Source organism: Labrenzia sp. PO1 (assembly GCF_012273635.1).
GTDB lineage: Bacteria > Pseudomonadota > Alphaproteobacteria > Rhizobiales > Stappiaceae > Roseibium > Roseibium algicola.
Genome location: NZ_JAAXCR010000001.1, coordinates 1,324,968 through 1,349,803, shown reverse-complemented (window position 1 = coordinate 1,349,803; position 24,836 = coordinate 1,324,968). Strand labels below are relative to the sequence as shown.

The 24,836-nt window shown below is 59.6% G+C and carries 17 protein-coding genes; 12 read left to right on the top strand and 5 right to left on the bottom strand.

Annotation, left to right across the window (positions count from 1 at the left end; all coding sequences use genetic code 11):
- Positions 1 to 16: 16 nt before the first annotated feature.
- From HCG46_RS06280 to HCG46_RS06265, 4 genes are all read right to left on the bottom strand, one after another.
- Positions 17 to 1,453 carry a serine protease gene (locus HCG46_RS06280; protein ID WP_168685166.1) on the bottom strand — a complete coding sequence of 479 codons (1,437 nt, stop codon included), beginning with the start codon at positions 1,451 to 1,453 and terminating at the stop codon, positions 17 to 19.
- A gap of 138 nt (positions 1,454 to 1,591) precedes the next feature.
- Positions 1,592 to 2,467, bottom strand: a complete 876-nt coding sequence (locus tag HCG46_RS06275) for a transglutaminase family protein (protein WP_023003057.1) — start codon at positions 2,465 to 2,467, stop codon at positions 1,592 to 1,594.
- 42 nt (positions 2,468 to 2,509) lie between these two features.
- Positions 2,510 to 4,915: a circularly permuted type 2 ATP-grasp protein gene (locus tag HCG46_RS06270; RefSeq protein ID WP_168685164.1), complete on the bottom strand. Its 2,406-nt coding sequence runs from the start codon at positions 4,913 to 4,915 to the stop codon at positions 2,510 to 2,512.
- Positions 4,916 to 4,948: 33 nt separating this feature from the next.
- Positions 4,949 to 8,281 carry a transglutaminase family protein gene (locus HCG46_RS06265; RefSeq protein WP_168685162.1) on the bottom strand — a complete coding sequence of 1,111 codons (3,333 nt, stop codon included), beginning with the start codon at positions 8,279 to 8,281 and terminating at the stop codon, positions 4,949 to 4,951.
- Positions 8,282 to 8,885: 604 nt separating this feature from the next.
- On the opposite strand from HCG46_RS06265, the gene HCG46_RS06260 reads away from it, so the two are divergent.
- From HCG46_RS06260 to HCG46_RS06250, 3 genes are all read left to right on the top strand, one after another.
- On the top strand, positions 8,886 to 9,977 hold the full coding sequence (locus HCG46_RS06260; RefSeq protein WP_168685160.1) for an ABC transporter substrate-binding protein: 1,092 nt from the start codon (positions 8,886 to 8,888) through the stop codon (positions 9,975 to 9,977).
- A 136-nt stretch (positions 9,978 to 10,113) separates the two neighbouring features.
- Positions 10,114 to 10,968: a tryptophan 2,3-dioxygenase gene (kynA, locus tag HCG46_RS06255; RefSeq protein WP_168685157.1), complete on the top strand. Its 855-nt coding sequence runs from the start codon at positions 10,114 to 10,116 to the stop codon at positions 10,966 to 10,968.
- 120 nt (positions 10,969 to 11,088) lie between these two features.
- The gene (locus HCG46_RS06250; protein WP_023003062.1) at positions 11,089 to 12,225 is read left to right on the top strand and encodes an ABC transporter substrate-binding protein; all 1,137 of its coding nucleotides are present in this window, start codon (positions 11,089 to 11,091) and stop codon (positions 12,223 to 12,225) included.
- A gap of 390 nt (positions 12,226 to 12,615) precedes the next feature.
- Here HCG46_RS06250 and HCG46_RS06245 read toward each other — a convergent pair whose 3' ends face one another.
- A complete protein-coding gene (locus HCG46_RS06245; RefSeq protein WP_168685155.1) occupies positions 12,616 to 13,674 on the bottom strand; it encodes an NAD-dependent epimerase/dehydratase family protein in 1,059 nt (352 codons plus the stop codon).
- Between the two features lie 559 nt (positions 13,675 to 14,233).
- Between HCG46_RS06245 and HCG46_RS06240 the strand changes: the two genes are divergently transcribed.
- From HCG46_RS06240 to hypF, 9 genes are all read left to right on the top strand, one after another.
- The gene (locus HCG46_RS06240) at positions 14,234 to 15,973 is read left to right on the top strand and encodes an ABC transporter substrate-binding protein (RefSeq protein ID WP_031270305.1); all 1,740 of its coding nucleotides are present in this window, start codon (positions 14,234 to 14,236) and stop codon (positions 15,971 to 15,973) included.
- A 175-nt stretch (positions 15,974 to 16,148) separates the two neighbouring features.
- Positions 16,149 to 17,213, top strand: coding sequence for an ABC transporter ATP-binding protein (locus tag HCG46_RS06235; protein ID WP_062487252.1), 1,065 nt, complete (start codon positions 16,149 to 16,151; stop codon positions 17,211 to 17,213).
- 12 nt (positions 17,214 to 17,225) lie between these two features.
- Positions 17,226 to 18,317 (top strand): ABC transporter ATP-binding protein, encoded by a 1,092-nt coding sequence (locus HCG46_RS06230; protein WP_168685153.1) that lies wholly within the window; start codon positions 17,226 to 17,228, stop codon positions 18,315 to 18,317.
- Complete coding sequence (locus HCG46_RS06225; protein ID WP_023003068.1) at positions 18,314 to 19,180, top strand: sugar ABC transporter permease; 867 nt, start codon at positions 18,314 to 18,316, stop codon at positions 19,178 to 19,180. The genes HCG46_RS06230 and HCG46_RS06225 overlap by 4 nt, the downstream gene beginning before the upstream one ends.
- Before the next feature lie 11 nt (positions 19,181 to 19,191).
- A complete protein-coding gene (locus HCG46_RS06220; RefSeq protein ID WP_023003069.1) occupies positions 19,192 to 19,989 on the top strand; it encodes a carbohydrate ABC transporter permease in 798 nt (265 codons plus the stop codon).
- Positions 19,986 to 20,267, top strand: coding sequence for a DUF2160 domain-containing protein (locus HCG46_RS06215; protein ID WP_023003070.1), 282 nt, complete (start codon positions 19,986 to 19,988; stop codon positions 20,265 to 20,267). The genes HCG46_RS06220 and HCG46_RS06215 overlap by 4 nt, the downstream gene beginning before the upstream one ends.
- A gap of 167 nt (positions 20,268 to 20,434) precedes the next feature.
- Entirely contained in the window at positions 20,435 to 20,830 is a 396-nt protein-coding gene (locus tag HCG46_RS06210; RefSeq protein ID WP_023003071.1) for a BlaI/MecI/CopY family transcriptional regulator, read from the top strand.
- The gene (locus HCG46_RS06205) at positions 20,817 to 22,001 is read left to right on the top strand and encodes a M56 family metallopeptidase (RefSeq protein ID WP_023003072.1); all 1,185 of its coding nucleotides are present in this window, start codon (positions 20,817 to 20,819) and stop codon (positions 21,999 to 22,001) included. Before HCG46_RS06210 ends, HCG46_RS06205 begins: the two co-directional genes overlap by 14 nt.
- Before the next feature lie 226 nt (positions 22,002 to 22,227).
- A complete protein-coding gene (hypF, locus tag HCG46_RS06200) occupies positions 22,228 to 24,603 on the top strand; it encodes a carbamoyltransferase HypF (protein ID WP_168685151.1) in 2,376 nt (791 codons plus the stop codon).
- Positions 24,604 to 24,836: the final 233 nt, after the last annotated feature.

Here is a 24,836-nt window from a genome sequence, read left to right as displayed (position 1 = left end):
TGCCTTTTCGGCGGGTTCAGTTCCGGCAGAGCACCAGCACGGTGTATTGAGAAGCCTCCTCGTCGATCCGGGTGGGGCTCTTGATGTTGGTGATGGTGTTGTAGGAAGGCGTCAGGCCGAGATCTTCCATGAACTCCGCCATCAGCTTGCCCCTGACCGCGAAATTCACGTTTTCCGGCAGGTCACCGGCCAGTTTGAGCGTCTTGAACTTGTCCAGACGAGAAACAACGGTGCCGACGACGGCTCCCGTCCTGTCCAGAACCGGGCCACCTGAATTGCCTGGCTGTACCGGTGCTGTCAGCATGAAATGGCGGCTGTCGCCTTTGACGCCTGCCAGCGACGAGATCATGCCGGGAGTGAAGTTCAGGTTGTTGTCCAGGATCTGGGCAAAGGGATAGCCGATCACGAAAATCTCCTCTCCGCGAACGATCGGCTGTTTTGAGCGGAACTGCGCAACATGATCCGACTTGCCGCTGTCGAGCTGCAGGATCGCGAGGTCGTTTTCCGTGTCCGCTTTCACCAGCCTCGCGGTACCGTGGCCTGGAATATCCAGCGAGCGGCAGTTGCCGACCACATGCGCATTGGTGCCGATGTGGCCTTTGCTCGTCAGGAAATAGCCGCTGCCGGAGGAGGAGGTCTTGCGGCCGATAATATCCTTGCGTGCTCCCTTGGGAAGCGGATCGCTGCTGTTGTCCTCTTCCAGAACCTGCAGGCCGGGAGCTGATGTGACCGCGTCCAGTTTCTCCTCGTCCGCTCCATCGTAAAACGTCATGCTGTTCGACATGGCAACTGCCACGCGGTCCATGAAGACGGCATGGCGTGCCTGCCAGGCAAGCGAAAAGCCACGGCTGTCCGAAGAGGTCTTCATCATGCGGAGGTAGAAATCACGCCCATCCTGCCGACCGGAGACGACGAAGTAGTCATTCCGGAATTGCTTGTGCTCCACGGTCCGCCCGTCGCTGGTATCGGTCAGACGCTTGTAGAGGGCCGCGTAGTCGGTTTCTTCCGCCGAAACCTGCAGGGTTTCCAGTTCGATGCTGTTGTCGTAGGCCCGCCAGAGGTGTCCGCGCGGCGTCTGGGTGGACGGTTCGAAGAGCTTGCCCGGAACGCCGAGCTGCAATCCGGAAACGGCGTCCTTGTAGGTTTCAAAACCAACCCGTTCGACAAGGTCGAGGCCATCGCGCTGGAGGATCTGCATCTGCTCATCGTCGAGCACACCGTTCGGGGTGAAGTCCCGGTGCTTCTGGAAAGTTGTGAGTGCGTTATAGGTGAGCCTGCCGAAGGTTCCGTCCACCTGTGAGGCGTAGTCTCCCGTAAAGACCAGCAGGAACTGGATCCGGACCCGTTCTCGCCAGTCCCTGGCATGGAACCAGTCCTTGGACTGATCGTAACCTGCCTGCACGGTGCCGGTTGATACCAGCAAAAACACGATGGCATGAAGAAACGAACGCATAACCAGCTCCCCTTGGTCGCGTTCCACATTTTAGCAAAACGGCGATGATGGAAACAGGCTCGCCCTGCTCAGTCGGGGATATCTCGCGATAAAATTCCGGAGGCGGTGTTCAGATGGAGCGGCCTGAAAAACCATGTTTCAAAGCGGAACAACATCGACCTTGTGATCGGTGGTTTGGGATCCTGACGTGCGCAACACGCCTTTCACCGGTGCCGCGTCTCCATAGTCGCGGCCATGCGCGACAACGATGTGATCCTGTCCGACCCTGAGGGCATTGGTGGGGTCATATTCGATCCAGCCGATCTCGATGCCGCACCAGGCCCTGACCCAGGCGTGCATGGCATCCGCACCTTCCAGCCGTTCCTGGCCTTCCGGCGGAATGGTCCGGAGAAAGCCACTGACGTAGCCTGCCGGAATGCCGATGCTTCTGAGGCATGCGATCATGATGTGCGAAAAATCCTGACAGACGCCATGACGCCGCTCGAACGCCTCGATGGCCGGAGTGTCGACTGTTGTGGCCTCGGCATCGAAACGCATGTCCGTGTTCAAGGCCTTGCCGATGGCTTCGACGGCGGAAATCGTACTCATGCCCGGGACGACATGGTCCTGCGCATAGACTGCAAACGCGGGGTCGAGAGGCAGGCGCGGCGAGGCGGAAAGAAAATGGACCGGCGCCCTGGGGGCAAGAGACTGAACGCCGGAGAGCTCCCTTGCCAGCGCGTGCAACGGCGGTGAAATGTCGAGTTCTTCCGGCACCGCGGTTCTGTCGATACGGGCCTTAAGCTTGAAACTGAGTTCGCTGTGGCTGCGCCGGTAGGCAACGTCGGTGACAGCATTGCCGAAGAAGTCCGTCCGGTCGTGACGCTCAGAAGGGCCAGGCACGATATGGATCTGCCCCGCCATCAGCTTCTGCTCGCCGGGAATGGTCGCCGGCATCAGACGGAGCGCATGATGTCCGTAGTTGGCCGGGCTGGCATAGTCGTATGTGATTTCAAGCGTTACATCGTAATGCACGGGCGCCTCGCGTCGGGCGTGTCGGGTGAAAGCGACCGTCCGTTACCGGATATAGGCATCGGTCAGCTCCACGGAGAGATAGGAGATCTGATCGCGAAGATCGGCAAGAGAAGCCGGTGTCAGTGTCTCCGGGGTGGCGATTGCCAGAAGTGTGTGAACCTGCAGGACGGAGCGGGCCAGCTCCGACAGATGTCCGTTTTCCGTCGCATTGGGCAGCACGCCGATATGGTCTTTCATGTCGGTCAGCTGGTAGAGCACCGCGCGCGGGTTCTTGGTGTCCATCGCCAAAAGGTCCAGCACGGTGGCATGGCTGAGAGAGACCGCATAACGCCGGCTCATGGACATGGCGCTGTCGCCAACCTCAAGCAGCAGTTCAAGAGAGCCTTCCGGGGCGTCTTCGTCGGTAAAGACCGACAGGAGATCAGCCATCCGGTGGGCGCGTTCCAGTGCACGGCCGATGGACAGGAAACGCCAGCCGATAAACCTGTACATGTTTTCATGCACAAGACCTGAAAAACCGGTGATCTTGCGCAGCAGCAGGCCCATGGCTCTGGTAACGTCGGCATTGTCGCGCATCGTGCGCTTGGCGCCGTTCGCGGCCTGGGCAAGGTCGTTCAGCGCCAGCCAGCCATCGACGGAAAACCGGTCGCGTACCTTTGCAGCGCTGGCGACGGCCGATTGCAGCATGTCGCACAGGCCATCGGGAACCGGCTCGACGGGCGCCATGCCGATCTTGTCCAGATATTCCGCCGTCAATGCCACAAGCGGGGCTTCCGGGTCCGCCGTTTCCATCAAACGGGCATGATAGGCACGCAGCAGCCGCACCGCGCCTTCCGCACGCTCCACGTAGCGGCCGAGCCAGAACAGGTTGTCGGCTGCGCGCGATGGCAGGGAACCGGTCTGTGATTTGAAGAACGGCGATTCCGTCTGGTGGAGCAAGGTTTCCTTGTGCGGCTTCTGACCGCCGACGATCCACACATCGGCCGCGGATCCGCCCGCCTGCATGGCGATCGCACTTGCATCTTCCGTTTGTCCGATCCGGGCAAAGCCGCCAGACATGACTTCCCAGCCGTTGGTCGTTCGGGCCAGGAAGACGCGCAGGCTCATCGGCCGGGGGACCAGAAGCCCGTTGTCATAAGCAGGCGTCGTCGACAGGGTCACGGCTTCCTGCCCGACCAGCTTGTCGCTCTTGCTGTCGATCCAGGTTTCCAGAATGCCCTTGTGGAACTTGTCGAAATCCTTGCCGATAAAATCGGTATGGGAGGACGTGAAGGGCAGCGCGGTCGACAGCGCGGGGCTGAACATCATGCCTTCCGCATTTTCCTTCACGTAGGCTTTGGTTCCCTCTTCACCGCACCACCAGGTCGCGACGTTCGGCAGTTTCAGCGGCTCGCCGAGCAGGTGTTCGCTGATGCGCGGCAGAAAGGCAAGGAGCGCGCGTGTTTCCAGAATGCCGGTGCCGAGCGCATTGATCATGGTGACTGCGCCGCTGCGGACCGCCTGAACAAGACCCGGTGTACCGATGTGAGAGGTTTCGTTCAATTCCACCGGATCGGCCCAGGCGGCATCAAGGCGCCGCCAGAGAACGCTGACGGGTCTCAGCCCGGCGACCGTGCGAACCATCAGCTTGCCGTTTTCAACGGTCAGGTCCTCACCTTCCAGCAGCATGAAACCGAGATAGCGGGCGATGTAGGCATGCTCGAAATAGGTGTCGTTCAGCGGGCCTGGTGTCAGGATCGAAACGCGGCTTTCGCTTTCTCCACGCAGCTCGACCAGGTGGTCGCGGAACCGCCGGAAAAACCCGGCCAGCCGATGGACATTGGCACGGGCGAAGAACTCGTTGAAGACGCGTCCGGTTGCGACCCGGTTTTCCAGCGCGAAGCCGGCACCGGAAGGCGCCTGTGCCCTGTCGGACAGAACCCACCAGGTTCCGTCCGGCCCGCGGCCGATCTCAAACGACAGGAAGTGCAGAAAGTGTCCGGATTTCGGCTTGATGCCCACCAGTGGGCGCTGCCACTCCGGGCTTTGCGCAATCAGGCTTGCCGGAAGATAGCCGTTGGACACCAGCCTGTTGTCGCCATAAAGATCGGCGACAACCTGTTCCAGAAGTTCGGCGCGCTGGGTCAGACCGTCTGCAATCACCTGCCAGTCGTCCTGGCTGATGATCACCGGAATATGGCTCAACGGCCATTCCCGCTCATTCGCCCCGTCCTGCCCGTATTGACGGAAATAGACCCCGGCATCGTTCAGATACTGATTGCCGCGCGCGAAACGCTCGGTGATTTCCTCCGGCGTCAGAGCGCTCAGATGCTCTAGAAACGGCCGCCAGACCGGTCTTACCCGGCCATCAGGGAAGAGCAGCTCGTCCGAAACATCCGGAAAGGGACGATAGGCCTTCAAGAGGCCGTAGCGAAGCGCTCCGGGTTCTGCGTTTTCGTCCAAGCTCATGCATCGTTTCCAGTCGGCGGGGCTGCCGGTTCGTCAGACATTCTGCGGTCTGCGCAGGTCCAACGTCAACGGAAACTCCGGATGCGGCCGTTCAAGCCCCGGAAGATAGAGCCCCGGCGTATGGCCGTGCGGCTCGAACCTTGCAAGGCGGCGGGCTTCTGCCTCGTTCCCGTTGACAGGAAACGTGTCATAGTTCCGTCCGCCCGGATGAGCAACATGATAGACGCAGCCACCAAGGGCCCGGCCGCTCCAGCGATCGAAGATATCGAAGGTCAGCGGAGCGTCGACCGGATGCACGGGGTGCAGCGCCATGGCCGGTTGCCAGGCCTTGTAACGGACACCGGCAACCGAAACGCCGTTGGTCTCGGTTTTCCTGAGCGGCAAGGTCCGCCGGTTACAGGTGACGGCGTAACGGTCCGGATCGCTGGTGGTGAGCTTGACCTGAAGACGTTCGGTGGAGCTGTCCGTATAGCGCACGGTGCCACCGATGGCGCCGGTCTCGCCCAGTACGTGCCAGGGTTCCAGCGCCTGTCGAAGTTCAAGGTGAACACCATCGACCTCGAGTTCTCCGCAGAAGGGGAAGCGGAATTCGGCCTGGGCTTCGAACCAGTCCGGACGCATCTGAAAACCGTGATGCTCCAGATCACCCAGGACGTCGAGAAAATCGGTCCAGACATAATGCGGCAGCATGAACCGGTCGTGCAGGGCCGTGCCCCAACGGGTCAGGTTGCCGGACAGTGGCTGCTGCCACAAGCGCGCAATGAGCGCCCTCAGCAACAGCTGCTGGGCAAGGCTCATGCGCGGGTCCGGCGGCATTTCGAAGCCGCGAAACTCGACGAGGCCCAGCCGTCCTGTCGGGCCGTCGGGCGAATAGAGCTTGTCGATGCAGATTTCCGCCCGGTGGGTGTTGCCGGTGACATCCACCAGAAGGTTGCGCAGCAACCGGTCAACCAGCCAGGGGAACGGCGTTGCCCCTTCATCTGGGCGGTGGATCTGTGACAGCGCGACTTCCAACTCGTAAAGGCCGTCATGACGGGCCTCATCGACGCGCGGAGCCTGCGAGGTCGGGCCGATAAAGAGGCCGGAGAACAGGTAGGACAGGCTTGGATGGCGCTGCCAGTGCAGGATCAGGCTGCGCAGGAGATCAGGCCGGCGCAGGAACGGACTGTCGAGTGGAGTCGCGCCGCCAACTACCACATGGTTGCCGCCGCCGGTGCCCGTGTGCTTGCCGTCAATCATGAACTTGTCGGCACCGAGCCGCGACTGCCGGGCTTCTTCATAGACGCCTTCGGTGATCGCGACACATTCCTGCCAGCTGGATGCCGGATGGATGTTGACCTCGATGACGCCCGGATCCGGTGCAACGCGGATGACATTCATGCGCGGGTCGGGCGGGGGCGGATAACCTTCGATATGAACCGGCAGGTTCAAGTCAGCTGCGGCAGATTCCGCCACCGAGATGAGTTCCAGATAGTCCTCGATCCGTTCCACCGGCGGCATGAAGACGCAAAGACGTCCGTCGCGAGCTTCCACCGACAGCGCTGTTCGGACCGATGCTCCGCCAAATTCGTCGTCCGTCAGGGTTTGTTCCCGCCGGTCCTGCTGGCCTTCGCTGGCGGTGAAATGGGCAACATCCTGCCTGCGGTCAGCGCGCGGGCCCGCAGGAAACTCCGGCAACGGATCGCGGGGGACGGTCGGATCGGCGATGTTGGTGTAGGGGTATTGGGCCGGTGGGACATGGGGCAGGGATTCCAGCGGCAGGCGGTAGCCGACAGGGCTGTCTCCGGGTACGAGGAACAGCGCATCACGGCGCAGCTTCCAGCGTTCGGATCGCCAGCGGTGTCCGCCGGCCTTCGATTGCCAGCGCTGGATCGGCAGCACATGTCCGGCAGGTTCGGTCAGCCCGCGGTCGAAGACACGGGCAATACGATGCCGGGCCTCGGCATCCTCCAGCTTGGAATTTTTCGGGGTGACATTTTCCGGAAGGTTGGCTTCCTTCACCAGCCACACCGCTGGGTCTTCATAGGCGGCCACCACGTGGTCCGGGTCGATTTCCAGCTTCGTTGCGATCTCCTGCAGCAGCGCTGCGGCCTGATCTGCGCTGGCCTTGGTATCGTCGCCTTCTTCCGCGATCAAATCCGGATCATGCCAGATCGGTTTTTCGTCGCGGCGCCAGTAGAGCGAGAAAGTCCAGCGGGGCAGGGTTTCACCCGGGTACCATTTCCCCTGGCCGTAATGCAGGAACCCTCCAGGGGCAAAGCGTTCACGCAGCCGGCGGATCAGAATGTCCGCCTTCTGGCGTTTGGTCGGGCCGACCGCGTCGGTGTTCCATTCAGCGGCTTCGAAATCATCGATCGAGACGAATGTGGGTTCACCGCCCATGGTCAGGCGGACGTCCTCCTGCGACAGGATCCGGTCGACCTTGGTGCCGAGCTGATTGAGTGCCGACCAGGCATCGTCTGAAAACGGCTTGGTGATGCGCGGATGTTCGGCGACGCGGGCCACCTTCATGTCGAAGGCAAAGTCGACCTCCGCCTTGCTTGCCATGCCGACAATCGGGGCGGCGTTGACGTAATGCGGCGTCGCAGCCAGCGGAATGTGGCTTTCGCCTGCCAGAAGGCCGGAGGTCGGATCGAGCCCGATCCAGCCTGCACCCGGCAGGAAGACCTCGGCCCAGGCATGAAGATCGGTGAAATCGTGATCGGTGCCGGAGGGGCCGTCCAGTGCTTCCAGATCCGGCTTCAACTGGATGAGATATCCGGAGACAAACCTTGCGGCAAAACCGAGATGGCGCAGCGCCTGAACCAGCAGCCAGGTGGAATCGCGACAGGACCCGGTTCCTTTCTCGAAGGTTTCTTCCGGTGTCTGTACGCCAGGCTCCATGCGAATGACATAATTGACGGTCTGGGAGACTTTGGCGTTCAGCCCGACGATGAAGTCGACGGTTCTCTGGCGATCCTTCGGGACCGATTCCAGGAACGCGGTCATGTGCGGGCCGGTCGGGTCGAGGCGACGGTAAATCTGAAGATCTTCGCGAAGTTCCGGCGGATAGTCGAAGGGCCATTCTTCCGCGCTCTCCTCGATGAAGAAATCGAAGGGATTGTAGACGGCCATGTCGGCGACCAGATCCACTTCGATCTTGAATTCGCGTACAGGCTCGGGAAACACGAAGCGGGACAGCCAGTTGCCGTAGGGGTCCTGCTGGTGATTGACGAAGTGCCCTTCGGGCGAAACCTTCAACGAGTGAGACAGGACCCGGGTGCGGCTGTGAGGGGCCGGCCGCAAGCGGATAATCTGCGGGCTTAAGGTAACCGGACGGTCGTATCGGTAATGGGTCAGGTGATAAATGCTTGCACGAATTGACATTTACAGGGTCCCGGTATTTGTCCGTTTCAAAGCGCGAGTGTCAGGTTTTCACAAAATCAAACGCATAACCACGTCTTTCTGTAGGCAGTTTCGCCTCACGAATGGGCTGCAAGCATCTTGTGAAAGGAGAAGACCGGAAACCAGGTGAAATCTCGTGTCGCCGGTCAGGGTTCGTTAAACACGATGCAATCCTTCCGGCGAAGCCGGCTCTGACGAGCGCTTTTCCTGTGCTAATTTCGGATTGATTAACACAATCGGATCAAGGTGCCGGCTGCCAGCGAACGGCCAGCAGGCATGAGCTCTGTTGCGGCCGGGTTTCAGGTAGGAATGCCTCAGGAACCGGTTTCTGGCAATCTTTGGATATGCGCCAATAAAATGTGCGTAAGTGGTTGCCACTTCTGCAGAACATATTTGTGGTGGCTAATATGACGCCGGGGGTATGACCAGGCACTGTTTCGGTGCGATCGTCCGGCCCCATGTCAAGGTTCCGTTCGGCTTTCGAACATTCAACCGGTGCTGCGGTGAATGTCCGTGATCTGAAGCGGGGCCGTTCTTGCGTGAAGAGCTCCAAGACGGGACGGGCAAGGATGAAGAGCGAAGGATAATGATGATCGTCAGACTGCTGTGCATGGTGTGGTTCTGGGTAGCAGCCGGCGTGGTCCAGGCGGCGGATTTCCGCGTGACCTTCATCAATCCGGGTGGTGAGACCGGTTTCTGGGGTGACGTGTCCAGAACCATGATGGCGGCTGCTGCCGATCTGAACGTCGACCTGGAAATCCTGCACGCCGATCGGCGTCCCTACGGCATGGAAGAGCTTCTCAGCCTCCGGCTGGAACAGGGGGAGCTGCCGGACTATTTCATTCTGGTCAACGAGAACCAGGCGGCTGCCCGTCTGATGCAGCTTATGGAGGGCCGGGAGAGCAAGGTTCTGTTTCTGCTCAACAAGCTGACACCGAAGCAACGGGTCGACCTGGAACGCAGGAACATCGATCTTCATGGTATTATCGCCTCGGTCGTTCCGGACAATGAAACGGCCGGTTACGAGATGGCACAGTCGTTGTTTGCCGAAGCGCGGCGGCTCAACCCGGATGAAGGGGAAATCCGGTTGCTGTCCCTGACTGGCGATTCAACCACGCCTGCCGGATTGCAGCGGGAACTCGGCATGTTGCGGGCTGTCGCAGACAACAGCGACGTCAAACTGGTCCATGCCATTCCGGTCGACTGGAGCGAGGAACTTGCTTTCGCGCGGACGAAAAGCGTTTTGAACCGTACGCGAATTGACGTCGTCTGGGGTGCGAACGATGACATTGCTTTCGGTGCACAGCGTGCAGCAACCGATGCCGGGCTGAACATCGGCAAGGATATATTGTTCGCCGGGTTGAACTGGTCGAACCGCGGCATGAACGCGGTACGGTCCAACGAACTGACCATGACTCATGGCGGGCATTTCTTTGCAGGTGCCTGGGCGATCGTGATGCTGAGGGATCATTTCTTCAGAAGTGTTCAGGGGGAAGTTTTCGTCGATGTCGTGTTCAAGATGTCGCCGATCACCACCCAGAACGTCGAGCTATATCTCAGCAGGCTTGGTGACGGGAATTGGGACAAGATCGACTTTGCACGTTTCTGCAAATCGTCTTCCAATCATAGCCACTACGATTTTTCAGCTGACGCCATTCTGGAAGCTGCCGGCAGTTGACCGGCGTGTCGGCTGGAAGGGGACGGCTGTTGTTTCTTTTCTCGTAACACTTTGAATTCTCACCTATCCAAGTCTGCTGTCCGGACGGTATAGATGCCTTGGAAGGGCCATTTGAAGAGCCCAGCGGGAGAGAGCCATGAGCGACGAAGCCGAACCGGGCAAAGCCTATAATCCGGAAGCGGAAGGCGCCGAGATGCGCTTTGCGGACAAGATGTCCTATGGCGACTATCTGGGGCTGACGCAGATTCTGAATGCACAGGCCCCCTTGTCGGACGCTTCCGACGAACTGCTTTTCATCATTCAGCACCAGACGTCGGAATTGTGGATGAAGCTCATGCTGCATGAGCTGAACGCCGCTCGCGATGCGATTACCGATGATCACATGCCGCAGGCGATGAAGCTTCTTGCCCGGGTCAGCCGGATCATGGAGCAACTGAATTCTGCCTGGGATGTGCTGCGGACAATGACGCCGAGCGACTATACCCAGTTCCGGGATGCCCTCGGCATGTCCTCGGGCTTCCAGTCGCTGCAATACCGGCTGATCGAATATGCGCTGGGCAACCGGAACACGGCAATGATCCGACCGCACGAGCACGACGCGCAAAGCGTTGCTTTGCTGAATGCGGAGCTGGCCCGCCCCAGCCTTTACCAGGTCGTGCTGGCATTCGCCCGCCGCCAGGGTCTCGATGTGCCGGATGACGCCATTGCGGTACCTGCTTCTGCTCCACATCTCGAAGTTCCCGCGATCATGACGCTCTGGCAGAAGGTTTACCGAGATCCGTCCGCCCATTGGGCCCTTTACGAGGTCGGTGAGAAACTGGTTGATCTGGAAGACTACTTCCGCCGGTGGCGCTTCAATCATGTCACCACCGTGGAACGGGTGATCGGCTTCAAACGTGGAACCGGCGGAACCGGCGGCGTCAGTTACCTGAAGCGCATGCTGGAAGTCGAACTCTTCCCCGAGCTCTGGCATGTGCGCACTGCGCTCTGAAACAGTCTGCGTCTCGTCATTCTTGGACGAATTGCATGTTTGCCATCGGCGTTTGTGCCGATAGAGTGTCGTTTCAAGAGCCCCGCAAGCGGGCTCAAGGGACTGAAGAGGGGATTTCCTATGTTGAAACAATTTGCTGCGGCCGCCAGCCTGGTGGCCCTTCTGGCGGGAGCGGCACAGGCCGAACCCGTCAAGGTCGGCATGATCACGACCCTGTCCGGCGGTGGTGCAGGTCTTGGCATCGATGCACGTGACGGCTTTATGCTGGCGGTCAAACAGGCCGGCAACAAGGACCTGGAAGTGATCATCGAAGACGACCAGCGCAAGCCGGACGTCGCGGTTCAGCTTGCCGACAAGATGATCCAGTCGGACAAGGTCGACGTCTTGACCGGCATTATCTGGTCGAACCTGGCCATGGCCGTCGTGCCGTCTGTCACGGCCCAGGGCAAGTTCTATCTGTCACCGAACGCCGGTCCGTCCGCTCTGGCCGGCAAGGGCTGCCACCCGAACTATTTCAGTGTTGCCTATCAGAACGACAACCTGCATGAGGCGGCAGGTGCCTACGCCAAGGAAGCCGGTTTCAAGAAGAGTTTCATCCTCGCGCCGAACTATCCGGCCGGCAAGGATTCGCTGACCGGATACAAGCGCTACTACGATGGTGAACTGGCGGGTGAGATCTACACCAAGCTGGGCCAGACCGACTATGCGGCCGAGATTGCCCAGATCCGCGCATCGGGCGCCGATAGCGTGTTCTTCTTCCTGCCTGGCGGCATGGGTATTTCCTTCCTGAAGCAATATGCCGACAGCGGCGTCGGCCTTCCGGTCGTTGGTCCGGCCTTTTCCTTTGATCAGGGTATCCTGCAGGCCGTCGGGGATGCTGCACTGGGCGTGAAGAACACGAGCCAGTGGAGCAAGGATATCGACAACGATGCCAACAAGGCCTTCGTTGAAAGCTTCCAGGCCGAATACGGTCGCCTGCCGTCGCTTTATGCGGCCCAGGGTTTCGACACGGCCAATCTGCTGCTGTCGGCCATGGCGAAAGCGGATGTGACGGACGCTGACGGTTTCCGCGCAGCGCTTGAAGCAGCTGACTTCCCGTCCGTGCGCGGCAAGTTCAGCTTCGGCCCGAACCATCATCCGATCCAGGACATCTATGTTCGCGAGGTGATCAAGGAAGGTGATGTCTACACCAACAAGATCGTCGGAACGGCCCTGACCGATCACGGTGATGCCTATTCAGCCGAGTGCAAGATGTAAGACCCGGCGGGTTCTCCAAGCTTTGCGAAAGGCGCAGTCTCAGGGCTGCGCCTTTTTCTTTTTGAAATCGTGGGGCTTCCGGGTCCCGGCTCGCAGGAAGTATGGGGCTGGGGTCAATTACCTTTGCCGGCGAAATTACTCCTCACCTAACTTCGGTCTTTCCAGGGCTTGCCCCTGTAATCCGCACCTTGACCATGCCTGCCGGGGCTGCGGTTTGGCGCAAGGGCAACGCATGGATCCCATGGACGAGCCATGGGATGACGGCGAGCAAGTGGGAGAATAGAGGGCATGGACACGGCGATACTTTGCCCGGCTTCCGTCATTGCAGGGCTTGACCCTGCAATCCATGCCGTGATCTCAGCGAACGCAGATGGTGTGGTCTGAAGCGAGCTACTTCCCGAACGCACCTGTATCGATCATCTGCTGGAACATCTCTTCCATGGAGGTTTTCATCGGCCTGTAGGTTACGCCGAGGGCGCGTTTGCTTTTGGAATTGTCGGCGCGCCATTTCACGTCGACGTTGTTGGTGACGAATTTCCGTGAAATACCGCCGACGATCGGCCCGACCAGCCAGACGATCCATTTGGGTAGCGACTGGCGAGGCACCGGATAACGTTCGCCGTATTTCTCGATCAAGGCCTTGCCGAGTTCCAGAATGTTGGTGTCGTGGCCGGAGATGATATGCCGGCCCTCGGCCTCTTCCCGGAAACCCGCCTCCATATGTGCCCTGGCAAGGTCACGCACATCCACGACGCCAAGGCCAAGTTTCGGAGCGCCCCGTTTCATGGTGCCGTCGCCCATCTGGCGGACGATGTTGAAACTTTCGGATGTCGGCCTGGCGTTAAGGGCCGGACCGATCACCAGCGACGGATTGACGGTGACCAGCTCGAAGCGATCCTGAGCCCTGGCGATCTTCCAGGCTTCCTGTTCCGCAAGCGTCTTGGAAAAGCTGTAGGGCTGGTATTCGAGAGAGGCGGTGGTGTTCCAGACCTCCTCCGTCAGTTTGCCACCCGGGGCTTTTAAGCAGTCGACTGCATCCGTGTAGATGGCCGCGCAGGAACTGGTGACGACCACGCGTTTGACACTTGCAGTCCGCGCGGCGGTTTCCAAAACGCTCCGTGTGCCTTTCACTGCGGGCTCGATCAGTTCTCTCTGCGGGTCCTTGACCGATGTGGTGAAAGGGGAGGCCGTGTGGAAGACGATGGCACAGCCTGCCATCGCCTCGGCGTAGGAACCTTCCTCCAGCAGGTCGGCCCTGAAAAAACGTAAGGTGCCCGGAGATCCGGCCGCAATCTCCTGAAGGTGTGCGACCTTGTCCTTGCGGTCCGGGTCGCGGACAGCAGCGTGCACCGTAATTCCGGCATCGAGCAATTCCTTCACCAGCCAGCCGGCAACATAGCCCGTGGCACCTGTTACCAAGACCGGTGCATCGGTGGAAAAAGAGGTCATCGGATCGGGTCATCCTTCCTTTGAAGGCCGCTCTTGCGCCGGCAGCTTGTCCAAGCAGTGAGATAGCCGCTGGATGGTGTGCGTCAACACAGGAATTTTTTCTGCCATAGATGCCCGTCCAGCAGCCAATGGGCGACAGACGATCGTGAAGACCTGCCCGGCGAACGTCGTATCCGGGGTGCAGACAGGCTGGGGACACGGGCGAGCAGGCCACGCTGCAGTGCAAAGTCAGTATTCGGATTTCGTTTTGCGATGCAAAACGAACCTCAATAGAAGTATGATGTAGAAAAATATGAAAGACTCGAAACCCGATTTCGTGCTACATCTGATGTCAAGATTGTGCCACACTGACGGTGCTGGTCGACAGGTGACCGGGTTTTCGGGTCGAGTGCAGGGGGCGTTCCTGTTCTTGAAAAGCCTTTGAAAACAATATTTTGCCACTCTTTTGAGTAGGCTTGATTATCTACTAAAAATTTAGTTTGACAACATGGCGATGCTGTGACCATCTATTCGTAGCCGGTTAATGACGGCGTTTAATATCTCACGGGAGGAGATGCAGATGCGTAAGTATCTACTCACCGCAGTCGCAGCTGGTGCTGTGCTTGCGGGGGCAGGGTCCGCTTTTGCCGATGAAGCAGCGGCGCAAAAGTGGATCGACCAGGAATTCCAGCCATCCGTTCTGTCAAAAGATGAGCAGCTTGCAGAAATGCAGTGGTTCATCAATGCGGCCGAACCGTTCAAGGGTATGGAAATCAATGTCTTGTCCGAAGGCATTCCGACGCACTCCTATGAGTCGGAAGTTCTGACCAAGGCCTTCGAAGAAATCACCGGTATCAAGGTCAATCACCAGATTCTCGGCGAAGGGGAAGTGGTGCAGGCCGTGCAGACCCAGATGCAGACCGGCCGGAACCTCTATGACGCCTATGTCAACGACTCCGACCTGATCGGCACCCATTCCCGTCTGCAGCTCGCCTACAACCTGACCGACTGGATGAACGGCGACGCCAAGGATGTCACCAACCCGGGTCTCGACCTGGAAGACTTCATGGGCACCCAGTTCACGACTGGCCCGGACGGCGACCTCTATCAGTTGCCTGACCAGCAGTTCGCAAACCTCTACTGGTTCCGCAAGGACTGGTTCGACCGTGAAGACCTGAAGGCAGCCTTCAAGGAAAAATACGGTTATGAACTCGGCGTGCCGGTCAACTGGTCCGCATATGAGGACATCGCCGAATTCTTCACCAAGGACGTTAAGGAAGTCGACGGCGTTCAGATCTATGGTCACATGGACTACGGCAAGCGCGCACCGGACCTCGGCTGGCGCATGACCGATGCCTGGCTGTCCATGGCGGGTGCAGGCGACAAGGGCGAGCCGAACGGCGTACCGGTTGACGAGTGGGGCATCCGCATGGAAGCCGGCACCTGTAACCCGGTTGGCGCTTCGGTTTCCCGCGGTGGTGCTGCAAACGGCCCGGCGGCCGTCTACGCGATCCGCAAGTGGGACGAATGGCTGCGCAACTACGCGCCTCCGGGTGCTGCCAGCTTCGACTTCTATCAGTCCCTGCCGGCTCTCAGCCAGGGCAACGTTGCCCAGCAGATCTTCTGGTACACCGCGTTCACCGCGGACATGGTGAAGCCGAAGTCCGAAGGCAACAACACGGTTGACGACGAAGGCACGCCGCTGTGGCGCATGGCTCCGAGCCCCCATGGTCCTTACTGGGAAGAAGGCCAGAAGGTCGGCTACCAGGACGTGGGTTCCTGGACCATCCTGAACTCCACTCCGGTGGATCGTGCGAAAGCAGCCTGGCTCTATGCCCAGTTCGTGGTTTCCAAGACGGTTGACGTGAAGAAGAGCCATGTCGGTCTCACCTTCATTCGCGACAGTACCGTGCGTCACGAGTCCTTCACCGAGCGTTCTCCGAAGCTCGGCGGCCTGGTCGAGTTCTATCGCTCGCCGGACCGTGTTGCCTGGTCCCCGACCGGCATCAACGTTCCGGACTATCCGAAGCTGGCCCAGATCTGGTGGCAGCAGATCGGTGACGTGAACTCCGGCGCGTTCACGCCGCAGGAAGCCATGGATCGTCTGGCACAGGAAATGGACATCGTCATGGCCCGCATGCAGCAGGCTGACGAACGCGCCAACGTCTACGGTGGCTGCGGTCCGCGTCTGAACGAAGAGTCGGATCCGCAAGAATGGCTGAACAAGCCGGGCGCACCGAAGGCAAAGCTCGAAAACGAGAAGCCGCAGGGCCAGACCGTGAACTACGACGAGCTGGTCGCACGCTGGGCTGAAAAGTAAACCTGAGCGCGACGTGCAAGGGCATCGTGTCTGCCATGCAGAACATGATGCCCGGGCACCCATCACCCAACAAACCGGACCGGGGCGTCTCCCCGGTCCACCACCGATCCGAAGCGACAGGGCGCGAAATCGATGTTTCGCCACTTGCACCTGTCCGGACGCGGGCGAAAAATAAATGTCTCTAGAACTTAAGAACGTCAGCAAGCGCGTTGCAGGCATCACCCATGTCAAGGAAACGAGCCTGACGCTGCATCCCGGTCACTTCAACGTTCTGCTTGGGGAAACCGGCTCGGGCAAGACCTCGCTGATCAAGCTGATGGCTGGTCTCGACAGCCTGGCGACAGGGCAGATCGTGCTCAATGGCAAGGACGTGTCCCGCCTTTCCGCGCAAAAGCGCAACATCAGCCTGGTGCACCAGTTTTTCGTCAACTACCCGCATATGTCTGTCTTCGACAACATCGCCTCGCCGCTGAAGGTTGCAGGTGTTGCCAGGTCGGAGATCGAAGGCCGGGTGGAAGAAGCGGCCAAGCTGATGAAGCTGAACCCGTATCTCAACCGCAAGCCGCATGAACTGTCGGGCGGCCAGCAGCAGCGCACCGCGCTGGCGCGGGCCATCGTCAAGGAAAGCGATGCGGTCTTCCTCGACGAACCGCTCGCCAACCTCGACTACAAGCTGCGCGAGGAACTGCGCGACCAGCTTCCGGAACTTTTTGCAGGCCGCGGCGCGGTCGTCGTCTACGCAACGTCCGAGCCTGAAGAGGCCCTTCTTCTGGGAGGGCACACGGCCCTCATGACCGACGGCAACGTGGTGCAGTTCGGCCCGACCGCCGACATCTATCGCAAGCCGAAGGATCTGGATGCCGCCAAGGTGTTCTCCAACCCGCCGATCAATGTCGCTCCGGTGACCAAGCGCGGAGACCTGGTGATCCTGAACGAGGTTACGAGCTGGCAGGCCACAGGTGCTGCGTCGGGTCTTCGGGATGGCGCCTACACCCTTGCGATCCGGCCCAATCACGTGATGCCGGTGGCAAGTGCGCATCATACCGTGAAGCTTGACGGACACGTACTGGTGACGGAGCTCAGCGGTTCGGAAAGCAGTGCCCATTTCGACATGGACGGCAACGCCTGGGTCTCTCTGTCACCCGGTGTTCATCCCTATTCCGTCGGCGAGGTCCACACTTTCTACCTGGATCCGAGCCATTGTTTCTTCTTTGCGCCTGACGGCCAGCTGGTCGCCTGAGGAGAGGACATCATGGCACAAATCAAACTCTCCAATCTGCGTCACAGCTACCAGCCCAACCCGGCGAGCGATGCGGATTACGCGCTGAAGAAGATCGACCTGACGTGGGATGACGGCGGCGCATATGCTCTGCTTGGCCCGTCGGGCTGCGGCAAGTCCACGCTGTTGAACATCATTTCCGGCCTGCTGGTTCCTTCTGAAGGCAAGATCCTGTTCAACGATCAGGACGTCACCTCGCTGCCGCCGGCAAAGCGCAATATCGCGCAGGTGTTCCAGTTTCCGGTCATCTACGACACGATGACCGTCTACGACAATCTGGCCTTTCCGCTCAGAAACCGCGGGCGGGACGAGGACACGGTCAAGCGCCGGGTCGCCGCGATCGCCGAAATGCTGGAAGTCAGCGACATGCTGAAGGTCCGGGCGGCAAATCTTTCGCCGGACAACAAGCAGAAGATCTCCATGGGCCGCGGCCTTATCCGCGAGGACGTCAACGTCGTCATGTTCGACGAGCCGCTGACGGTGATCGACCCGCATCTGAAATGGAAGCTGCGATCCAAGCTGAAAGAGCTTCATCAGCGGGTCAAGGCGACCATGATCTACGTGACGCACGACCAGACCGAAGCGCTGACCTTCGCCGACCAGGTGGTGGTGATGCAGGACGGTGAAGTCGTGCAGATCGGGACGCCAGTGGAGTTGTTCGAACGTCCGGCCCACACTTTCGTCGGTCACTTCATCGGCTCTCCGGGAATGAACGTCCTACCCTGCGACGTCCAGAACGGCGCCGCGTTCTTCCGCGGTGAAAAGGTCGCGCTGGAAGGCCCGGTGATTGCCGCCGGCGACGGCACGGCGGAGATCGGCGTCCGTCCGGAATTCGTCAAGGTGTCTGCCGACGGTGCAGGCATTGCGGCGAAGGTCCGCAAGGTTGCCGATATCGGCCGCCACAAGGTGGTTGAGGCGATCGCTCATGACATGCGTATCAACGCCATTCTGGAGGGCGAAGCGCCCAATGCCGGAGACGACGTGATGCTCGACTTCAAACAATCCCAGACGCGTCTCTACAAGGACGGCTGGCTGGCGAGCCAGCCTGAGGGAGGGGCCCGATGAAAACGCAAAATCAACGCGCCTGGTTCTTCGTAACCCCGGTGCTCATTCTTGTCGCCTTCAACGCGCTCATCCCGATGATGACCGTGGTGAACTACTCCGTTCAGGAAACCTTCGGCGACAACCTGTTCTTCTGGCAGGGTCTGGACTGGTTCGAGCAGGTGCTTCGCTCGGAGCGTTTTCACAATGCGCTCGGACGGCAGTTCCTGTTCACTTTCCTGATCCTGATTATCGAGGTGCCGCTTGGTGTCGCGATTGCGCTGTCCATGCCCAAGAAGGGGTTCTGGGTGCCGTTCTGCCTCGTCACCATGGCCTTGCCGATGCTGATCCCGTGGAACGTGGTCGGCGCGATGTGGAACATCTTCACCCTGCCGGACATCGGTCTACTCGGTTACTTCCTGAACCACACCCTGGGCATCTCCTATGACATGACCCAGAACCCGATCGCTGCCTGGGTGACGATCATCGTCATGGATGTCTGGCACTGGACGTCGCTGGTGGTGCTCCTGGCCTATGCCGGTCTGGTTTCGATCCCGAACGCCTATTATCAGGCGGCGGAAATCGATGGAGCCTCCCGGTGGGCGGTGTTCCGCTTCATCCAGTTGCCGAAGATGAAAACGGTGCTGACCATTGCCGTGCTGCTGCGCTTCATGGACAGCTTCAACATCTACACCGAGCCTTTCGTGTTGACGGGCGGTGGTCCGGGCAACTCCACGACGCTGCTCTCGATCGATCTCGTGAAGATCGCGCTGGGTCAGTTCGACCTTGGACCGGCAGCCGCCATGTCCCTCATCTACTTCGCCATCACGTTGTTCGCCTCCTGGCTGTTCTACACGCTGATGACGATGAACGATAACAAGTCCTGAGGAGAACCGTCATGCGCCTGAAAAGCCTGGTTCCCATCCTGTACATTCTCTTCCTGATGTTGCCGATCTACTGGCTCGTCGCGATGAGCTTCAAGACCACCAACGAGATCCTGTCCGGGTTCACCCTGTTCCCGCAGACCTGGACCTTCGCCAACTACATCGAGATCTTCACCGATCCGACCTGGTACTGGGGCTACATCAACTCGATCATCTACGTGACCATCAACACGGTCATTTCGATCACCGTCGCGCTGCCGGCAGCCTATGCATTCTCCCGCTATTCCTTCGTGGGCGACAAGCACCTGTTCTTCTGGCTGCTGACAAACCGTATGGCTCCGGCGGCCGTCTTCGCGCTGCCGTTCTTCCAGCTCTATTCCGCCGTCGGCCTGTTCGACACCCATCTTGCCGTTGCACTGGCACACTGCCTGTTCAACGTGCCGCTGGCGGTCTGGATCCTGGAGGGTTTCATGAGCGGGGTACCGAAGGAACTGGACGAAACCGCATATGTGGACGGCTATTCCTTCCCGCGCTTCTTCATGACGATCTTCCTGCCGGCCATCAAGTCCGGCGTCGGGGTGGCCGCCTTCTTCTGCTTCATGTTCTCCTGGGTGGAAATGCTGCTGTCCAAGACACTTACCGCCGTCGAGGCGAAACCCATTGCCGCCGTGATGACCCGAACCGCTTCCTCCGCCGGTTACGAACTGGGTCTGCTGGCGGCCGCCGGGACCCTGACCATCATTCCCGGCGCCATCGTCATCTATTTTGTCCGTAACTACATAGCCAAGGGCTTTGCCCTGGGGAGGGTATGATGCTCGGTTGGATGGCCTGGACCCTGCCGACGGCTCTGCTGTTCGTCGGTATATTCTCCGCAATCGGGGTGCTGACTGCTCTGGAAGTGAAATTTCCCGGTGGCGCTGCCCGGCGCGGTGTCCTGGGACTTGAAACGACCCGCGGCGACCGCCTCTTCATCACCTTGCTCGGAACGGCCTATATCTTCCTGGCCTGGCTTGGCCTGGTGGGCAACCCGCTCTGGTGGCCGCTCGCTCTGAGCATCGGTTGGGGCGTCTTCTGCTTCTGGAAAGTCTGATGTGAATAAAGGCGCGCGGGTTTCCCGCGCGCTTCGTCCATCAGGTGGTCACGATCAGGGGAGAAACCCGAACACCTTCGTCGACTAAAGACATAGTAATTTCCGATATTCTGGTGCATGAATAGATGCGTAAGCCACATCCATTCCGCAATCGGTGCAGGACTGTAATGAGAAAGCGTAAGAGCAACGAGTTTTTGACCGAAGTCGAACTGGAGTTCATGACCGAACTCTGGAAACTCGGCGAAGGTTCCGTGCGGGACATCCTTGCATGTCTGCCGCCGGAGAGAAAACTCGCCTATACGTCCTGCGCCACCATCATGCGGATCCTGGATGAAAAAGGCTTCGTGGACAGCCGCAAAGAAGGCAAGACATTCATCTATTCCCCTCGGCTGACCAGGGATACCTACCAGTCCCGATCTCTCCGAAACCTTTCAGAAAAACTGTTCGACGGCACACCGGCGTCCCTCGTGGCCCGACTTGTCGATGAATACGAACTATCGGGAGACGATCTGGAGGAAATCAGAGCGTTGCTGGACAGGAGGAGGACAGATGACGCTACTTAACCAGATTTTCGATATCTATATCGATCTGAACATCACACTGGCCATTACCGCAATGGTGTGGCTGAGCGCCAAACTTCTGCTGGCCCGTTCCGGCAAGAAGGTCGACTTTTCCGTACAGCTTGGGCTGCTGAACGGCTTGTTCGCCCTGATCCTGCTAACACCCTTCGCCGTCATGGGCTACCAGCACATGCTGTCGGCGGAGGTGGTCCCCCGGACCATGTCCGTCAACCTGGCCGATTACGCCGTGTCGCAGTACCTGCGTGGCGGCATCGCCATTTCGGCGGAAGACTTTCAGTCGCTGCTTGGACTGCGCACGCAGATCAGCGAAACGATCCTGACCCTGTCTACCGGTCTGGGTGCCGGGATTGCTTTGGCTTTCGTGGCCGGGTTCAGCTATTTCGCGCTGAAGCTTGTCGTCAGCTTCGTCCGATTGTACCGGGTGCTGGCAACCTGCCATGAATGGCGGAGCAATGGCCGTGTGCTGTTGCTGCTGTCGGATCGCGCAATGGTGCCGTTTTCCGCACGTGGGCTGAGGCGCCACTACGTGGTCATTCCGTCCGACCTGCTGGCCGAGCCGGAAGACCTGAAGCTGGTTCTCAAGCACGAGTTCCAGCATCTGCGCCAGGGCGATGTCACCTGGGAAATCGGGCTTGAACTGCTGCGCCCGCTGTTCTTCTGGAACCCGTTCTTCTACATGTGGAAGTCGGAAGTCGAGCGTCTGCGTGAACTGGCCTGCGATCAGAAGGTCGCCGAAAACGCCCATGTGGACCTGAGGTCCTATTGCATGTGTCTGCTCCGCGCCGCCCAGGCGGGGATCCGCAAGCGCCAGGACAAGGAAGCGCGCAAACGTTCCGTCGGGATCGCAGCCGTTGCCCTTTTGGAGGTGCAGGACAAGCTGCTTCGCCGTTCCCCGGCCGCGAAACTGCGCCGCCGCGTGGAGGCCTTGCTGGAGACCAATCGGGTTCGTCCTCATTGGGGCGTTACCTGCCTGGCCGTGCTGCCCATGGTGGCGGTGGTTTTCCTGTCGGCACTATCGATCCAGAAACCGGCGGACTGGAGCCAGGACCGGCTGATGCTGTCGGCCATCATCAATCTGGAACGCCTGGAAACCAGAAACGGTTCGAACGGGCAACAGGCCTATAATACCTTTGCGCAGCGCCCGCTGCGCTGAGTGATCCAGCACTGCTCCGGGCGGAAAGTCGTCCGGAGCAGGAGCATTTCCCCTCTGTTCCACAAACCTTGAGGCCTTTCTCCGACAGGCTACCTCGAGCTCCCGTTCGGGCTGCGCGTGCCTCGATTGCGGGTCATTCAAAAAATATCCATCTGGAAATCATTCGCCATTCAGGGGATTACTGATCCGTGCCTCCACAGGGGCGGTGCCTCGTGGCTGGCGAGAAATGAAGGTCATCGTCGGCGGCGGTGTCGGGCAATCCAGAGATCTTGAGCGCGTGCAAGAAACAGGTCCATTGAGGTCAGCCAAATCCATACGGATCAGGGGTCTTGTCCAGGGCGTCGGGTTTCGGCCGTTTGTCTGGCAGCTTGCAAGGGGCCTGGGTCTTGCCGGTCATGTGCTGAACGACGGCGAAGGTGTGCTGATCGAAGCAAGTGGTGACGAGCGCTCGCTTGACCTTTTTCTGAGCCGTCTGCAATCGGACGCGCCACTGCTGGCACGTATCGACCAGATTGTTGTGTCCGATCTGGCAGGTGCGCCCGATGCCGGAGATTTCAGAATTCTGCCGAGTGAAGAAGGCAAGGTCGCCACTGGCGTGGTGCCGGACGCCGCAACGTGTCCGGCCTGCCTGGCCGACATCCGCAACCCGGCCGACCGGCGTTACCGCTATGCCTTTGCCAATTGCACCCATTGCGGACCACGCCTGTCCATTCTACGGCACATTCCTTATGACCGGGCCTCGACAGCCATGGCGGCCTTCGAAATGTGCCGGGCGTGCCGCATCGAATATGAAGACCCGGCTGACCGACGCTTCCATGCCCAACCGATTGCCTGTCCGCAGTGTGGGCCGAAACTCTGGTTTGAAGACAAAGACGGACGAGCTGTTGATGGCGATCCTGTCGTCCTTGCCGCCGAGCGGCTCGGGCGCGGTGCCATTCTGGCGATCAAGGGTCTTGGCGGGTTTCAGATAGCGGTCGATGCAGGCAATCAGAGCGCCATTGAAAAGCTGAGGTTGCGCAAGCACCGTCCGGTGAAGCCACTCGCCCTTATGGCGCGGGATCTGGACCAGATCCGGGACTTCGCCTTGGCTGATGCAAAAGAGGTGGCGCTGCTGGAAAGCCCGGCGGCACCGATCGTTCTACTCAAGAAAGCGGGCGCACCACTGGCGTCCGGTATCGCCGGTCCGTTCGACCGCCTGGGTGTCATGCTGCCGAACACCCCCTTGCACCATCTGCTGATGGCCGAGCTGAAGGGGCCGATCGTGCTGACCTCCGGAAATCTTTCCGAGAACCCGCAGGAAACACAAAACGAATGTGCCCGGCACAACCTTGCAGGCATTGTCGACGGGTTCCTGATGCACAACCGCGACGTGGTCAACCGGCTGGATGACAGCGTCGTTCGTCAGGATCGATCCGGCGTTTCCATCCTGCGCCGCGCGCGCGGATACGCTCCGTCGCCGATCCGTCTGCCCATTTCTTTCGAGGGGGCGCCGAAGGTTCTTGCTTTTGGGGGAGAGCTGAAGGCGACCTTCTGCCTTCTCGACGGCCGCAATGCAGTCCTGTCGCAGCATATCGGCGATCTTGAAAACGCGCCGACCCTTGCGGACTACAAGAAGATGCTGAGGCTCTATCTGGACCTCTACCAGTTCGAACCTGATATTGTCGCCGTCGATGCACATCCGCAATATCTGTCGACGCGGACCGGCGAAGACTTTGCTCAGGAGCGTGGCCTGCCGCTGGTTCGGGTGCAGCATCACCATGCGCATCTTGCGGCCTGTCTGGCTGACCAGGGGCAAGACAAGGCGATGACCGGGAACGTTCATGCCGTTGTTCTGGACGGGCTAGGCTGGGGTGCGGACGGGACGGTTTGGGGCGGTGAAATCCTGCAGGGAGGCTACGGCGGCTTCGTGCGGCGTGGCCATTTCCGGCAAGTGCCGTTGCCGGGAGGAGAGGCTGCAAACCGGGAGCCGTGGCGCAATCTGGCAGCGCAATTGTTTACTGCCTTTGGAGTGAACTACCGCGCCAACCTGGTGGGAACCGGTCTGGAAACCAGGTTTGCCGGCCATCAGGCAAAGCTGCTTGGTCAGATGATGCAGAAAGGTGTCAACGCACCGATGACGTCCTCTGCCGGGCGACTGTTTGATGCGGTGGCTGCCGCGCTTGATATTTGTCCGGACAAGCAAGGTTTCGAAGGTGAGGCTGCGATGCAGCTGGAGGTACTGGCGCGAGGCTCCGTGGCTGGCAAGGAAGGATATCCGGTGGAGGTGACGACGTCGGAGACCGTATTGCTGTCGTTCGACAAGGTCTGGCCTGCGCTTCTTGGCGATCTCAAATCGGGGGTGAAGCATGAGACTATCTCCGCGCGCTTTCACCAGGGCCTGATCGACGGCCTTGCGCGCGGCCTGTCGGCTGCGGGCGCAAGACCATCCGGCAAGGTCGTTCTTTCCGGTGGCGTTTTCCAGAACGCCTTCTTGCGCGACGGCCTGACCGAGAAGCTGGAAGCCGATGGCTACACCGTTCTCAACCACAAAAGTGTGCCCGCCAACGATGGCGGCCTTGCGCTCGGTCAGGCGGTGATCGCGGCAAATTTGCAAGCGCCCTGAACCTTCGATGACTGATTTTTTGCCCTGACTGAAGGTCCTTGAACGCGCCTTATTCAGCAGGATCGACTGATAGGCCATCAGGTACCATCTGCCCCGATTTTAAGCAGGTTGATCTTCCTCAAAGACGTTTTCCTGCAAGTCTGGAAGCGTGGAACTACTCGGAAATTTCACAAGTGTATTGCGGGTCGTTGCCATCATGTGCTGCAGTCCGGTTTGATCTCAAATCGATTTAG

Bases quoted from the DNA above. Each gene is read 5' to 3' on its own strand.
- HCG46_RS06280 (WP_168685166.1), bottom strand. From the start codon at position 1,453: ATGCGTTCGTTTCTTCATGCCATCGTGTTTTTGCTGGTATCAACCGGC.
- HCG46_RS06270 (WP_168685164.1), bottom strand. From the start codon at position 4,915: ATGAGCTTGGACGAAAACGCAGAACCCGGAGCGCTTCGCTACGGCCTC.
- HCG46_RS06265 (WP_168685162.1), bottom strand. From the start codon at position 8,281: ATGTCAATTCGTGCAAGCATTTATCACCTGACCCATTACCGATACGAC.
- HCG46_RS06260 (WP_168685160.1), top strand. From the start codon at position 8,886: ATGATGATCGTCAGACTGCTGTGCATGGTGTGGTTCTGGGTAGCAGCC.
- kynA (WP_168685157.1), top strand. From the start codon at position 10,114: ATGAGCGACGAAGCCGAACCGGGCAAAGCCTATAATCCGGAAGCGGAA.
- HCG46_RS06250 (WP_023003062.1), top strand. From the start codon at position 11,089: ATGTTGAAACAATTTGCTGCGGCCGCCAGCCTGGTGGCCCTTCTGGCG.
- HCG46_RS06245 (WP_168685155.1), bottom strand. From the start codon at position 13,674: ATGACCTCTTTTTCCACCGATGCACCGGTCTTGGTAACAGGTGCCACG.
- HCG46_RS06240 (WP_031270305.1), top strand. From the start codon at position 14,234: ATGCGTAAGTATCTACTCACCGCAGTCGCAGCTGGTGCTGTGCTTGCG.
- HCG46_RS06235 (WP_062487252.1), top strand. From the start codon at position 16,149: ATGTCTCTAGAACTTAAGAACGTCAGCAAGCGCGTTGCAGGCATCACC.
- HCG46_RS06230 (WP_168685153.1), top strand. From the start codon at position 17,226: ATGGCACAAATCAAACTCTCCAATCTGCGTCACAGCTACCAGCCCAAC.
- HCG46_RS06225 (WP_023003068.1), top strand. From the start codon at position 18,314: ATGAAAACGCAAAATCAACGCGCCTGGTTCTTCGTAACCCCGGTGCTC.
- HCG46_RS06220 (WP_023003069.1), top strand. From the start codon at position 19,192: ATGCGCCTGAAAAGCCTGGTTCCCATCCTGTACATTCTCTTCCTGATG.
- HCG46_RS06215 (WP_023003070.1), top strand. From the start codon at position 19,986: ATGATGCTCGGTTGGATGGCCTGGACCCTGCCGACGGCTCTGCTGTTC.
- HCG46_RS06210 (WP_023003071.1), top strand. From the start codon at position 20,435: ATGAGAAAGCGTAAGAGCAACGAGTTTTTGACCGAAGTCGAACTGGAG.
- HCG46_RS06205 (WP_023003072.1), top strand. From the start codon at position 20,817: ATGACGCTACTTAACCAGATTTTCGATATCTATATCGATCTGAACATC.
- hypF (WP_168685151.1), top strand. From the start codon at position 22,228: ATGAAGGTCATCGTCGGCGGCGGTGTCGGGCAATCCAGAGATCTTGAG.